The sequence below is a fragment of the Chitinophaga sp. genome (assembly GCF_017745275.1).
Lineage (GTDB): Bacteria > Bacteroidota > Bacteroidia > Chitinophagales > Chitinophagaceae > Chitinophaga.
On sequence record NZ_JAGHZS010000007.1, the window covers coordinates 525,985 to 539,535 of the forward strand.

Sequence of the window (13,551 nt, forward strand, 5' to 3'; positions counted from 1 at the left end):
TGGAAACGATGCAGCTATCTATTGCCATAGACATGGACGAAACCATTGCCGATCCAATTAAAAAAGCCCGCGCATGGTACTACCGGGACTACGGAAAAACCTTTACCACAGAAGAGTTACACGGCAAAACCCTTTCCGATATTTTGCCGGAAGCTCACAAAGCTAAAATAAAAGAATACCTCAACACACCCGGCTTCTTTCGCGACCTGGAAATATTTCCCAATGCCCAGGAAGTGTTGAAAGAACTGAATAAAAAATATAAACTCTATATTGTTTCCGCTGCCATGGAGTTCCCTAATTCGCTGAAAGATAAATTCGAGTGGCTGCAGGAATTCTTTCCCTTCCTGACCTGGCGACAATACTGCCTTTGCGGAGACAAATCTATTGTGCAAACAGATATCATGATCGATGACCTGACCCGTAACTTTACCCATTTCAAAGGCAAAGCTTACCTCTATCATGGTCATCATAATGTGCATGAAAATGGCTACGAGCGAATCCTGAACTGGGAAGATGCTGCCCAAAAACTGTTGTAATTACTGACGGATAATCCTTCCGTCTTCCATTTCTATAATGCGGTTGGTGCGTGCTGCAAACTCCGGGTCATGGGTAACAATGAGCAGGGTTTGATGATAATGTACTGCCAGCTCCTGGAAAATATCAAACACAATTTCCCCGTTTTTTTTGTCGAGGTTACCAGTAGGCTCATCGCCCATAATAATGGCCGGATCATTAATCAGCGCGCGGGCAATGGCAACCCGTTGCTTTTGTCCGCCCGACAACTGGTTGGCATTCTTTAGCGCCAGGTCTTCCATATGCAGCATGCGCAGGCGTTCCATGGCACGATGCTCAATTTCGGATTCCGAATATTGATTGAGCTTCAATCCCGGCAACATCACGTTTTTCAATACACTGAATTCATTCAGCAGGTAATGGAACTGGAATACAAAGCCGATCTTTTCATTACGGATCCGCGCCAGCTCCTTTTCTTTTTTGCCGGTGATCAGGTCCTGGTCTATCCATAGCTGCCCCTCGTAATCAGTATCCATGGTAGATAATATATAGAGTAAGGTAGATTTACCACAACCGGATTTTCCCACTACCGACACAAATTCTCCCTTGTCCACCGACATGCTCAGGTCGTTCAACACCGGCACCGTGACCGGATCATGGAAGTATTTGTTGATATGACTGGTTTGCAGGATAACGTTGCTCATCTTATTTTCCTCTTATAATAACTACAGGATCCACCTTGCTGGCCTTTCTGGCGGGAAAGTAGCCGGCAAAATAAGTGGTGACCAATGAAAAAACAGCCCCGATCAGGTAAAATGCCGGGTTATAATTTACCGGGAAAGTGGTGATAGTAGGCAATGCCGGCGTCCGGAAAGGAATCTGATCAATAATGGCCGACAAGCCAAAGCCGAACACCAATCCTACCAAACCGCCTGCCAGGCCAATTGTCAGAGCTATTACAATAAAAATGCGGTTCACATCACGACCAGAAAAACCGGTGGCTTTCAGGATGGCGATGGTATCCATTTTTTCGTAGATCATCATATTGAGAATGTTGTAAATGCCGAAGCCTGCAACAATCAGCAGTGTAATACCCACGGAATAGGAAATCAGCGTACGGATGAAACTACCGGTTTCAAATTGTGAATTTGCGGTTTGAATATCTTCTGTATCAGCGTCGAACAGTGCCCCGTATTCCTTTGCCACCATCGGCGCCTGGTTCAAATCTTTCAGCTTCACCTGGATATCGGTGATATAATTATTAGGTTTGCCCAGCAGTTTCTGTGCGGTATTGATGGAAGCATAGCATTGTACTTTATCAAAGTCCTGCAGGCCCGACTGAAAGTACCCCACTACTTTCAGCGGCATAATATCTCCCTGGGAAGTGGTTACCTGTACTACATCTCCCGGTTCTGCCAACAGTTTATCTGCCACTCCTTTTCCCAGGATAATACTATTTGGCACGTTTTTCAGATCAATTGCCTTTCCGGCAACGATATAATCATTGAAATGAAATAAGCTGCTTTCTGCCTGCACATCAATACCATTTACCACACCGGTGATATCAATGGTGCCGGCGGTAAAAAATACAGGTGCAATAATTTTGGGCGCCAGTCCGGCTACACGGTCATCGCGGCGGATAGCATCCATAACGGCGCCGCTGTTGAATATTTCCTGGCGTGCACTGGGCGACTTAACTGACCGGATAAAATTGTGATAATCCTTGTATGTTCCTGATACATTGACCGGCTGATTTTTCGTAGGCTTGATATCGTTATAGATCCGTACATGCGGCGTGCGATTCAATATCAGCCCGTCCAGCAAGCCGTTCAGCCCGGTCATAAAACTGAGTAACGCAATGAACATAGTGATACTGAATGTAACACCAATGGCTGCTATCAACGTTTGTTTCCAACGGGCACGCAGCAACGAAAATGAGACACTGAAAATTAATTTGTAGTTCATAGCGCCGGCTTAATAATCACATCTCCGGAACTTAATCCGCTGATAATTTCTACCCGCTGGTAATCTTTCAATCCGGTCACCACTTTCTTCTTTTCTTTATTTTCCAGCATTACCTGGTCACCTTCCAGTAAATAATTTCGGGGGATGGTTAACGCTTTGTCTTTAGTTTGAATGACGATATTGGCCTCGAGGGTTAGATTGGGATATACTACCGGGGGTATGGTGATAAACCTTGCATCGACCGTGAAAGAACGGGAGCGCTCATTCATGATAGGGTATATTTTTTCTACCTGTGCTTCAAACGATTGTCCCTTGTAGCTGTCCAGCGTAATAAATACTTTTTGCCCGATTTTGATGCGGGCAATATCGAATTCATCCGCCTGCAGCTCCAGGTAGAAATCGTTACTGGAGCCGATAATAGCCACCGGGCTTTGCGGGCTTACCATCTCGCCGGCTTTTTTCGGGAGACTATATACCCGGCCATCGATATCACTTTTAATGATATAATCATCCTGTTGGGTATTACTGATCTGCAGATTTTTCCCGGATTGACTGGCCGCAAAACGAAGTTGTTTTTGCAGGTCGTTGTATTTATAAATGGCTACCTCGTAGGCGGTGCGTGAACTTTTAAACGCCAGCTGTGCCTGTTCCAGTTGTTGCTGGCTGCCGATCTGTTGCTCCCATAACCGGCGCTGGCGGGCCAGTAACAAGGAATCGTTGCTCAACTTATTACGGGCCAGCTCTATGTTTACTTTGAGTTCATTGAGCTTGTCTTCGTTGGCGTTTACCGAAGCATAAGCAGCCGAGAGCGCGGCATTTTCTGTATTCAACTTCGCTGTTTCATGCTGGATCACCATCAGCGGTTCGCCTTTGCGGACGGTGTCTCCTTCGGTAACGGGAATGCTGATTATAGGGCCGGTTACTTTGGAAAACACCTGGTACTGGTGTCTGCTCTTAATAATTCCTGAGGCGTAGACCGATTCTGAAATTTTCTCTGTTACTGGTTGTGTCTTTTCCCATTTGCTTTTACAGGAACATAACAAGCAAACGACCAGTATGACTTGAATTACTTTCATGCCATCTAATTTTCCTGCCGGTACAAGGCCTGCAGGGCACTGTTAGTGCGTGTATTTGTCAAATGTAATGCATCTGAAAGAAACCCGGTCATCCCTCGTTATTAAAATTTGTACCTTCATGGATGTTCTGCCATTAAATGAATAAGCTATGGGTAAATTCTTTGATGATATTAAACCGCAGCATGAGGCCTTTATTGCTGCTCAGCAATTATTTTTTGTGGCCACCGCCCCGTTAGCCGCTGAAGGGCATGTAAATCTTTCGCCGAAGGGACTGGATAGTTTCCGGGTGTTTTCGCCTACCAAAGTAGGCTACCTGGATATTGTGGGCAGTGGAAATGAAACCTCGGCGCATATCGGGGAAAATGGGCGGATCACGTTTATGTTTTGCGCCTTTGACGGACCACCCAATATACTCCGTTTATACGGCCATGGCTATACGGTATTGCCAACAGATCCCGAATGGCCGGCTTTATCTGCCCATTTTACGCTATTGCCTGCTACCCGGCAGATCATTATGGCGGATATTTACCAGGTACAAACCTCCTGCGGTTTTGGAGTCCCCTTATATACCTACACAGGAGAACGGGACCATGCCGCCAAATGGGCGGAGGCTAAAGGTCCTGAAGGACTGGAAATCTACAAGGCCGAAAAAAACCGCGTAAGCCTGGACGGCCTCACCACGGCGTTGGGAGAACAAAAGCCCGGTTAAGGTACCACCGAAATAAACATATACGTAGCTAATATCACCAGTAATACGATGCCTTGCAGGATATTTGTTTTCCCGGCATTGAAGGAGATACTGATGATAAACAGGGATAATATCAGCAACAGTGTAGATTTGGCATCAATGCCCAGGGTTACCCGGAAGCCGGCGAAATAAGTAACAATTGCCACTGCGGGAATGGTGAGGCCAATACTGGCCAACGCAGATCCCAGTGCCAGGTTTAAACTTGTTTGCAGCCGGTTCTGCGTGGCAGCACGAATGGCCGCCAGTCCTTCCGGCAAAAGAATGACGGCCGCAATAATCACTCCTACCACCGTTTTAGGTGCCCCCAGGCTCACTACAATCGATTCAATGGTGGGCGATAACTTCTTCGACAGCAACACCACTACCACCAGCGATATCACCAGCAATAACAGGCTAATCAGCGCGGTAGCATTAGACGGCGGCGCCGCGTGGATATCTTCATCGCCCGGGGCTCCGCCTTCCGGCAGGAAATAGTCGCGGTGACGAATGGTTTGCACGGCTACAAAGCTGCCATATAGCACCAGGGAAATGATAGCGACAAAAATGAGCTGGCTGTTTGAATATATTGGTCCCGCTTCGGAAGTAGTATAGTTGGGTAACACGAGCGTCAGGATTGAAATAGCGGAGAGTGTCACCAATGCGGCGCTAACCCCTTGTTTGATGAAAGCCTGTTCCTTGTATTTATATCCGCCCACAAATAAACACATTCCAATAATACCGGAGAGGATCAGCATAATAGCAGCAAATACCGTATCACGGGCCAATGTAGAGTCCTGTCCCACTTCTGTAAGCATGATAGAAATAATCAGGGATACTTCAATCACGGTAATCGCGAGGGCTAAAATAAGGGTGCCGTAGGGTTCACCTACCCGGTGGGCTACCACTTCCGCATGATGCACGGCGGCTAATACCACGCTGATCAGCGATATTCCCATGATGGCGGCAAAGATGCCGCTGTCTTGTGTGGCGGCCAGGGCCAGTATCACCAAACCTATAATGGGACAGATAATGGTCCATATGGGTAAGGCTATTTTCCATCTCTTGTAGAGAAAATGATTGAATCCCATATCTTTAAGATACAGAAAAAAGCGCAATTCACTGCATCAATTCCGCACGGGATGTTGGCGCCGCCAGGTTTCTGCAAAGTAGCGACCGGCATCCTGGATATACTCGTAATACTGGTATTCGTTCTCGAAGTTCTGAAGCATTTCAAAAGTGGGGCGATAAGCCAGCATAAAGGTTTCGAGGGCTGGAGAGGTAAGACCGGTTATTTTCTTTACCAGTGTTTTATTAAAGCGGCGGTCGATATATTTCTCGCGTTCTTCTCTTTCCATGAAGAGCCGGAAGTTCTCCATCCGTTTAATTTTCTTCATGCTCAGCAGTGCATCCAGGTTGATGCCTGCGCCTACGCCATTGATACCGCCACTGGTGAGGTATTCAGGCGAATATTCAAACACTTTGCGGTATTCTTCGCGGTTCCTGATGGAATCGGCCAGGTAATCTCCTATCCGTTTAGTGGATACCACTACCGTGGGCAACACATGGGTATCCACATGCAGGCTCATATCGTAGGGTCGGTTATAGTTGATTTCCCGGACGGCAAATTTCATGGTAGCTTTCCCCTGGTAGGAAAAAAAGATAGAATCTGTTGCAGGTAATACAATGGTGTATTGCCCGGTAGAATCCGTGACAGCCCCTACTCCGGAATTACTTCTCACACTTACTCCCGGCAGGCCGAATCGCGCAGAACGATCGTATATGGTACCGTGAATCCTTACCTGTCCGGTAGTGACCAGCCGGAGCAGCATGAATACCATTAGTATACCCGTCGTTTTTAAAGTACCCGATTTCCTCATTTTGGCCCAATCTAAGACAGGATAAAAACATAAGCAAGAATATGAAAAATATTAACAATTCATTTTCTGTATTTTCCCACCTCCTTTTTCGGCATAAAGCCTGTCCTTCACGGCTTCTTTCCCGTTATCCCAATTGAATATAGCCGTTACCGTTATCTGTCGTAAAATGATCATTGTTTGTCGTGATATGGTAACAGCGCCTCCTGCCCTTCCGGGTACCTTTGTTTAAAAATCTGCTACTATGAAACAGCTTAAAACAGTCTTACTCGTAAATGCCCTCAGCTCTGCTGCAGCTGGCCTTTTGTTCCTGGTATTGGCCGCGCCCTTTGCCAGCCTCTTTGGGATCACCAACGTACTTCTTTTTGAGGCTACCGGTGTGTTCCTGTTGCTATTCGCGGGTTTTGTAATGTACGCTGCTACCCGGTCACCAATCACCGCGGGCATGACAAAGCTGGTAACCCTATTAGATATCAGCTGGGTATTGGCCAGTATGGTGGTGGTAATTGAATTCGGGCATGTGATCACGATGGTGGGTTCCCTTATTATTCTCGCTATTGCCGCATGGGTGGCGCTGATGGCGTTACTACAATACAGGGGCCTGCTTGAAATGAATCAGCGTAATGCAACAGTATAGTAGCTCCCACAAGCACCGTGACAGGGCACGGTGATTGGGGGTATAGGACGCCGTATTTTCAAAATAAATTTTGATTTATGTAGTTAACTACGTAGTTTTATACAATAAATCTATGAAAATGAATACGGAAGCAACTATCAGAATGATAGACAACCAGTTTTGTCAGCAGGCAATCAACATTATTCTGCCTATTCAGCAATTAGAGTTTAATATTCCTATTACGATTAAGGACCAACCGGACCTGAATGATATTGAGCGAAATTATCATCAGACGGGCGGCGGTTTTTGGGGTGCGATGGTAGATGGACAACTGGCGGGCACTATTGGCCTGATCTCTATTGGGCACCAGGCCGGTGCTATCCGCAAAATGTTTGTAAAAAAAGAATTTCGCGGCAAAGAGCTGGGGCTGGCGCAGCAACTGCTCGACCAATTAATTGCCCATTGTAAAACGGTGGGGATTACAGATCTTTACCTCGGTACGATCGACCGGCTGGCCGCAGCCATCCGGTTCTATGAGCGTAACCACTTTAAAAAGATTGCTAAAACGGACCTGCCGTCCTATTTCCCGGTGATGAGTGCGGACAATGTATTTTATCACCTGCACATTAACTACGACAACGTATGATAAATGTAATCGATGAATCGGGAATACTGGCTATTTCCACGCGGTTGCAACGCCTTGCAGATCAGCTGCGCAAAGATGGGCAGCTGATCTATAAGGCCAATGGTATTGACTTTGAACCAAAATGGTTTCCTGTTATCTACACCCTGTACCTCAAACCGGTATTGTCCGTGGTGGAAATTTCCATGGAGATCGGTTACACCCACCCCTCGACCATCAGCCTCTTAAAAGAGCTGGAAAAAGAAAAACTGATCCGCTCTAAAAAAGACAAGCTGGATGAACGGAAAAGGCTGATACAACTGACAGAAAAAGGAAAAACCCTAGTTGCTGAGATGCAACCAGTATGGCAAAGAATGGTGGTGGCACTAACGGCGCTAACAAACACAAAAAATAACCTGATGAAGGCGATTGAAGAAGTTGAAGCACAAATGAAAACATTGAGTTTCCTGGAGCGGGAACGGCAACTTTAACTCATTCCAACAGGCCCTTCACCAGTGCTTTCCATTGTAATTTCGATATCCCAATGGCGCCTGTAGCGCCTACTACAGCATTCCTTACTTTGTCGCCCATATCCACGCCCTGTGTATTAGGCACCTCATTTCGCCCATAAACAGTAGCAGTAATATGCTCCCCGTTCCTAACCAATACAAAGGAGCTGCTGGCTTCTTTTCGCAGGAAATGCGCAATCCCCGCGCTCTTTTGTATAGGGTGCTCTGATGGCCTGGCCCGGATAAAAAATATTTCCTGGTGTTCATTCAGCATCACATGTTCTTTCTGTTCTACCTTTACCCAGTCGAACCCTTTACCGGCAGTAGTACCCGGCCCCGGAATATTGATTCGTATATACATCCCCGTTTCTGCCGGCCCTTCAATGGCTTTGCCCGTCAGGTCGGTGAGCTGAAACTCAGAGGATAAACTTCCACTCATGCCCGCCCATTTATTTACATCGGATAACCGGTTCATGGCAACTTTAAAAAAATCCTTGGCCGCCGCCTCATGTACCAGCTCTTTTTCTTCCGATGTGGTAGTGGCCTCCCCTACATACTGCGCAGGTATAAACGGCGCTGCAATATTATCTGCCATAGTACAAATTTTTCAATGGTAAAACAATTCGAGGAATGCTAAACAGGTGCCAGATTGATCACTGCACCGTTCGTTTTTTGTACATTTGGGGTACAAACGTGAAACACATGATAAGATAAGTATCCGCTACTCCAAAAACAGCGACGGACTTACCAGTAATTCAACACCATTATCAATAGCATCACCCTCGGAAACAACAGCAGTCCACAGCCATGATCAGGCTATTTAAAGATACGAAATATGAACCGCTTATATATACTTTTCCTCTCCTGCTTTCTCCAATTTGATTGCACCAATATCCCCGCTAATCAAACCAATGGGAAAATCACCGGCAAATGGCAGCCCTTCAAATCTATCATCAGTGCCATTGAAAATAATGAAAAGTCATTTGAAAAAATAGATACCAGCTTTAGCGAAGTTGACCTCATGGTGTTTAAAGAGAACGGTACTTTGGTAGACGGCGGGCAGCGGTATAACTCTTATATACTCGACCGGGACACGAGGGAACTGACCCTGCAGGAACCCGGCGGCGATGCGATCACCTTCCGGATAAAAGTACTTTCCCCGCAACAACTGGTGATCGTCCGGGAAGATGAGGAAGTGTATAATAATAAACACCGGCTGATGAAGCTGGAGATCCATTTTAAACGACCCTGACGAAAGCATTTAGCCATTAGCTTTTAGCTTTTAGCAAAATGCAGCGGATATGAAAACATCATGTTCTCCGCTGCATTTTGCTAAAAGCTAAAAGCTGATGGCTGAATGCTAGAATGAATAACGTAGCCCCAACTGCCCTTGTGCTCTCGAGCTAAAGTAATCTATTGAATAAGCATTCCCCGGATCCGTAAACCTGTATACAGGATAGTTCCCTATATTCTGCTTCCCTGGAAACAGTTCCGGCGTAAGCCCCACACTGGCGGTTGAATTGAAGGTATTGGGAGAAAAGTACACTCGTCCCCAGTTACTATTCAGCAGGTTGGTAAAGTTCATGATATCCACTGTAAAAGTGATATAGTTATTGTTTTTCGTAAAATGGAATTCCTGCGCGAAATGCAGGTCTGCCGTAGTATTCCAGGGCGTACGGCCGGCATTCCTTTCTGTAAAATTGCCACGCCGGCTATCCAGGTATTTGTTATCGTCAATATAGCTGTTGAAATCCGCCGCCTGTTGTACTGCAGTTACTGTTGCACCGGCCGCATTTGTATAGTCCTTAAAGAAGCGGACCGCCTCGTCTTTTTTCGGAATATAACTAAGACTTACCTGCTGGGGCAATCCCTGCATGCTGTTGTTGACAATGCCATAGGTAAAAGGGCTGCCGGATTGTGCGCTTACAAAGAGATTCACACTGGTGGTCCATCTTTGATTCCAGGCCCGTGAATAACCAATATTAGCAATGATACGATGACGAATGTCAAAATTGGACCAGGCCAGTCCCGCGTTGTTAGGATTTAACGCCTGGTTCAGTTGCCAATTACTTTCCATTGAGTTCCGGATGCCATTAAAAGCATCTTTCGATTGGCCATACGTATAGGCTACAGAAGCATTCCATCCTGCATCAAATTTCCGGCTAACCGTGCCGGTAAGCGAATACCGGTAGCCGAGGCTGGTGTTACTCAATTCGTATGCATTGGCAAAGCGGGGATCCACTGTTCCGTCATATACAGGCATCTGGTGTGCGGCATCATAACCATAGTAACGAGGATTATCTTTAATATTCACCTGTTGGAAATAAACGTCTTTGATCGTTTTTGTGTAAATACCTTCTATGCCCAGCTTATAGCCGTTGACGACATAATCCAGTGCCAGGCTTGCCCGCAGCGCTTTAGGCATCACGAAATGGTTATCTACCAGGTCTACCTGTGTTTTTCCTGCCGCAGGATTATTCAGCACAATACCGTTCTGCCCTATGAAGTCCGCGATGCCATTACGCCCTGGCTTCAGTGGATCTGTTCCCGGCGCAAAGGGACGTTGATCCGCCTTCTGATCATAAGCACCATAATTCACGCCCGTATTATAGAAGGCATATCCTAACCAGGCAAGTGGTATGCGGCCAGTGAATAAACCCGCGCCTCCACGCAATACCAGTTGCCCATCAGCGGTCATATCATACCTGAAACCAATGCGTGGCGATACCTGTACGCGGTCCAGGTAGGTGTTGGTAATCCGGTTCAATGGTGTATACATGTAAGTATTTCCGAAGTAGCTATCGGTATAGGCGGTTTTCACCTGCTCGCTCAACAGTTGTTTCTGCGGCACAAAACTGTAGTCGGCCCGCAAACCGGGCGTAATACGAAACCTGTCGGTAAGCCGTATCTCATCCTGGAAATAGGCGCTAAGCATGTTCACATCAAACACAGCTTCCGGATGAGCAAGGATATACTCCCGCGAATTGTTGCTGTAATTATAGCTGCCTCTTACCCGGTATGGATTACTCTCCATGAAATCCTTTATGCTCAGGTAATCTACTCTGCCATTCCAGGCGTTCACAAAGCCGTAGCTGATATGATACAATTCATTGTGCGTACCTAACAGCAACGTATGTTTTCCCTTGTGCCAGGTGAGATTATCCGTAATTTCCCAGGTGCGTTGTTTCATATTAAATATCGCGGCCTCCCGGTCGGTGCCGAGGTAGATGGTTGTACCTGGCGTGCGGCCCATGATCTGTATCTGTGGCAAAGCTGGATCCGACAGTGGGTCACGATAATCGTGAATGGTGGTGTAGCCTGCTATCAGGCTGTTGGAGAAGCCGCCGCTGAACTTTGTTTTTAATTCAGCCACCGTAGAGCTTTGATTATTTACCTGGCGATAGGCCATAGAGCTGAAACGGAAGTCCATCTGGTCCCGATCCATATTTACCGCGCGGGAGCGAATGGTATTATTACGTATAGACAATTGGTTGTTTTCATTCAGGTTCCAGTCCAGCCGGTTGAAATATTTTTCTGAGCGGGAATAGCTGTTATAAGCACCGGTAGTGCCGGGATCAAATGCATTTCCGTAATGGCTCATGGTAAAGTTGCGGATATCTTCCGCGTCCTTTGCGCTGAGTATCCTCGCGGTTTCCGGCTGACCGGCCATCAGCTGGGCAGGATCCTGCCGGCTGGTCACTTCTTCATTAGTGAAAAAAAACAGTTTATCCTTGATAACAGGAAAGCCTATACGAATACCGCCCTGGTAGTCGTGGAAATCACTGTTCATCTTCCCCAGGGAACCGGTCTTGTCTTTACCTGTAAGGGTGGCATTGCGGCCGAAGCCGTATACGGAGCCTGCCAGGGTATTGGTACCGCTGCGGGTAACGGCGTTGATGCTACCACCGGTGAAGTTGCCAATCTTTACATCAAATGGTGCCAGGTATACCTGCATGTCTTCAATGGCATCGAGCGAAATGGCATTGGTCCGGGTACTGGAGCCCGGCGCGCCGGAAGTACCGGTAATACCGCCGGCAGAGGGGCTGAAGCCGATAGCGTCATTGTTGATGGCCCCATCTATCGTAATATTGTTATAGCGAAAATTGGTTCCTGCAAAAGAATTGTCTTTTGAGCCCTGTGGCACCAGCCTCGTAATATCCTGCAGGCTGCGGTTGGCGGTGGGCATGTTATTCAGTTGTGCGCGGCTGATACTTTGCCCGGCGCCATAATTATTAGCACGAGGCTTCCCGGTAGCAGAACGTATCACGATCTCTGACAATTGCTTTTGTTCATCGGGTAGCACAAGATTCAGTTGCTGTGGTTCTCCGAGGCGAACAAATACCTGTTCTGCTCCCGCTGTCTTCTTTCCCACCATGCTCACCGAAATACGATAAGGGCCACCAATGCGCAGGCCTGGCAGGAAGAAATTACCGGTCTTATCCGCCGTAGTATGGTAAGTAGTTCCGGAGGGCTGATGCACGGCCGTGATGGTAGCGCCCACCAGCGGATTCCGGCTATCGTCTGTCACTTTACCTGTGAGGCTGCCATCTGTTTGCTGGGCCATGGCAGCAGGTATAATGCACATGCACACGGCTATCAATATTAAAAGGAAGTATATCTTTCTGATCATTGCATAAACCATTTATTGTGTGAGTATCCCCGAGATGCTGTGTACCACGCCATTGCCTGCCAGTATATTTGTCCGTGAAAGCGAAGCCATATTGCCGGCCCCCTCTTGTATGTTGATGCCCGAAAAACGGCCCGGTTGTGTAAAATCGCGTATCAGTGTAATGGAGGCATTTGTACCGTCCTTCATCTTTTCAGTGTAGGCGTTCGTGTTAGGATCAGCTTTCAGGATATAATCATAAATGAAATTCCGGCCGCCGGCAATATGTGCTTTCACCATGCTTTTTAATACTACCGGATCCATGTTATAGATACTGTCTGTTGTAGTAATACCTATCGCAAAGAATGCCGCATTTACCGGGGCAAACACAGTATAAGGGCCACCGGACTGGTATTCTGTGGCAAGACCGCTTTTGATGATCGCCGCATTAAAGAGGGATAAGGCGGGATCACCGGATACCGCTACCTGTATGTTGGCATAAGTAACCGGCGATAGTATGCCGCTTATAATATTCACCAACCCGTTAGCGGCAGATTTGTCCAGCGCTGTTACTCGAACACCATTCACCACCACTGCAGTATCCCGGCTGTTGACCCAATGGGTAACATATACGGTTTGTCCGTTCAATGCAGGCAGCGGCTGATTAAACGCCAGCGGCAGGGAATCAAGGCGAAACTGGCCCCGGAGTATGTTATAAGGAATCATTGCTTTAATGGAATCTCCGGCCCTGATGATAGCAGCACCGGAAGAAAGGCCCACCGCCTGGAACGCAGTGTTGGAAGGACCCAGCAGCGTATAAGGACCGGGGCTGCTCAGGGTGTCATCAAAATTTGTGGTGGCCAGTGCATACTTCAGCAACGACAAGCTGAAATTACTGCTCACCACCGCGGCGATACCCGTTTTGGCATAAGGATCTACCGGCTTTACATCGTTCTTCGAACAAGCCGCCAGCATTAGCATTCCCGTTAAGGATCCTTTCCATTTCCCGGTAAACAATCTTTTATATTTCATGTACTTTTCTT

Annotated in this window: 14 protein-coding genes; 6 read left to right on the forward strand and 8 right to left on the reverse strand. The window is 47.1% G+C overall.

What is annotated here, in order from left to right:
* The first annotated feature begins 8 nt into the window (after positions 1 to 8).
* Positions 9 to 536 carry a 5'(3')-deoxyribonucleotidase gene (locus J7623_RS21705; protein WP_291924322.1) on the forward strand — a complete coding sequence of 176 codons (528 nt, stop codon included), beginning with the start codon at positions 9 to 11 and terminating at the stop codon, positions 534 to 536.
* On the opposite strand, the gene J7623_RS21710 is transcribed toward J7623_RS21705, so the two are convergent.
* From J7623_RS21710 to J7623_RS21720, 3 genes are read right to left on the reverse strand one after another with little or no spacing between them, the layout of a single operon-like run.
* A complete protein-coding gene (locus J7623_RS21710; protein ID WP_291924325.1) occupies positions 537 to 1,217 on the reverse strand; it encodes an ABC transporter ATP-binding protein in 681 nt (226 codons plus the stop codon). It lies immediately after the preceding gene.
* Position 1,218: 1 nt separating this feature from the next.
* Complete coding sequence (locus tag J7623_RS21715) at positions 1,219 to 2,478, reverse strand: FtsX-like permease family protein (protein ID WP_291924328.1); 1,260 nt, start codon at positions 2,476 to 2,478, stop codon at positions 1,219 to 1,221.
* Complete coding sequence (locus J7623_RS21720) at positions 2,475 to 3,554, reverse strand: efflux RND transporter periplasmic adaptor subunit (RefSeq protein ID WP_291924330.1); 1,080 nt, start codon at positions 3,552 to 3,554, stop codon at positions 2,475 to 2,477. Before J7623_RS21720 ends, J7623_RS21715 begins: the two co-directional genes overlap by 4 nt.
* A gap of 148 nt (positions 3,555 to 3,702) precedes the next feature.
* Between J7623_RS21720 and J7623_RS21725 the strand changes: the two genes are divergently transcribed.
* Positions 3,703 to 4,263: a pyridoxamine 5'-phosphate oxidase family protein gene (locus tag J7623_RS21725; RefSeq protein WP_291924332.1), complete on the forward strand. Its 561-nt coding sequence runs from the start codon at positions 3,703 to 3,705 to the stop codon at positions 4,261 to 4,263.
* On the opposite strand, the gene J7623_RS21730 is transcribed toward J7623_RS21725, so the two are convergent.
* A complete protein-coding gene (locus tag J7623_RS21730; protein ID WP_291924334.1) occupies positions 4,260 to 5,369 on the reverse strand; it encodes an ionic transporter y4hA in 1,110 nt (369 codons plus the stop codon). The genes J7623_RS21725 and J7623_RS21730 overlap by 4 nt on opposite strands.
* A 36-nt stretch (positions 5,370 to 5,405) precedes the next feature.
* Positions 5,406 to 6,119 carry a hypothetical protein gene (locus tag J7623_RS21735; protein WP_291924335.1) on the reverse strand — a complete coding sequence of 238 codons (714 nt, stop codon included), beginning with the start codon at positions 6,117 to 6,119 and terminating at the stop codon, positions 5,406 to 5,408.
* 280 nt (positions 6,120 to 6,399) lie between these two features.
* Here J7623_RS21735 and J7623_RS21740 point away from each other — a divergent pair, with 280 nt between their 5' ends.
* The 3 genes from J7623_RS21740 (at position 6,400) to J7623_RS21750 (ending at position 7,884) form a co-directional block, all read left to right on the forward strand.
* Complete coding sequence (locus tag J7623_RS21740) at positions 6,400 to 6,792, forward strand: hypothetical protein (RefSeq protein WP_291924337.1); 393 nt, start codon at positions 6,400 to 6,402, stop codon at positions 6,790 to 6,792.
* Between the two features lie 118 nt (positions 6,793 to 6,910).
* Positions 6,911 to 7,417, forward strand: a complete 507-nt coding sequence (locus J7623_RS21745; protein WP_291924339.1) for a GNAT family N-acetyltransferase — start codon at positions 6,911 to 6,913, stop codon at positions 7,415 to 7,417.
* On the forward strand, positions 7,414 to 7,884 hold the full coding sequence (locus J7623_RS21750) for a MarR family winged helix-turn-helix transcriptional regulator (protein WP_291924340.1): 471 nt from the start codon (positions 7,414 to 7,416) through the stop codon (positions 7,882 to 7,884). The genes J7623_RS21745 and J7623_RS21750 overlap by 4 nt, the downstream gene beginning before the upstream one ends.
* Position 7,885: 1 nt before the next feature.
* Here J7623_RS21750 and J7623_RS21755 read toward each other — a convergent pair whose 3' ends face one another.
* A complete protein-coding gene (locus J7623_RS21755; RefSeq protein ID WP_291924342.1) occupies positions 7,886 to 8,497 on the reverse strand; it encodes a hypothetical protein in 612 nt (203 codons plus the stop codon).
* Between the two features lie 240 nt (positions 8,498 to 8,737).
* Here J7623_RS21755 and J7623_RS21760 point away from each other — a divergent pair, with 240 nt between their 5' ends.
* On the forward strand, positions 8,738 to 9,154 hold the full coding sequence (locus J7623_RS21760) for a hypothetical protein (RefSeq protein ID WP_291924344.1): 417 nt from the start codon (positions 8,738 to 8,740) through the stop codon (positions 9,152 to 9,154).
* A gap of 108 nt (positions 9,155 to 9,262) precedes the next feature.
* Here the strand turns inward: J7623_RS21760 and J7623_RS21765 are convergent, their stop codons facing one another.
* Together J7623_RS21765 and J7623_RS21770 are read right to left on the reverse strand one after the other, a co-directional pair.
* Positions 9,263 to 12,532, reverse strand: a complete 3,270-nt coding sequence (locus J7623_RS21765) for a carboxypeptidase regulatory-like domain-containing protein (protein ID WP_291924346.1) — start codon at positions 12,530 to 12,532, stop codon at positions 9,263 to 9,265.
* Positions 12,533 to 12,544: 12 nt separating this feature from the next.
* On the reverse strand, positions 12,545 to 13,540 hold the full coding sequence (locus J7623_RS21770; protein ID WP_291924348.1) for a fasciclin domain-containing protein: 996 nt from the start codon (positions 13,538 to 13,540) through the stop codon (positions 12,545 to 12,547).
* Positions 13,541 to 13,551: the final 11 nt, after the last annotated feature.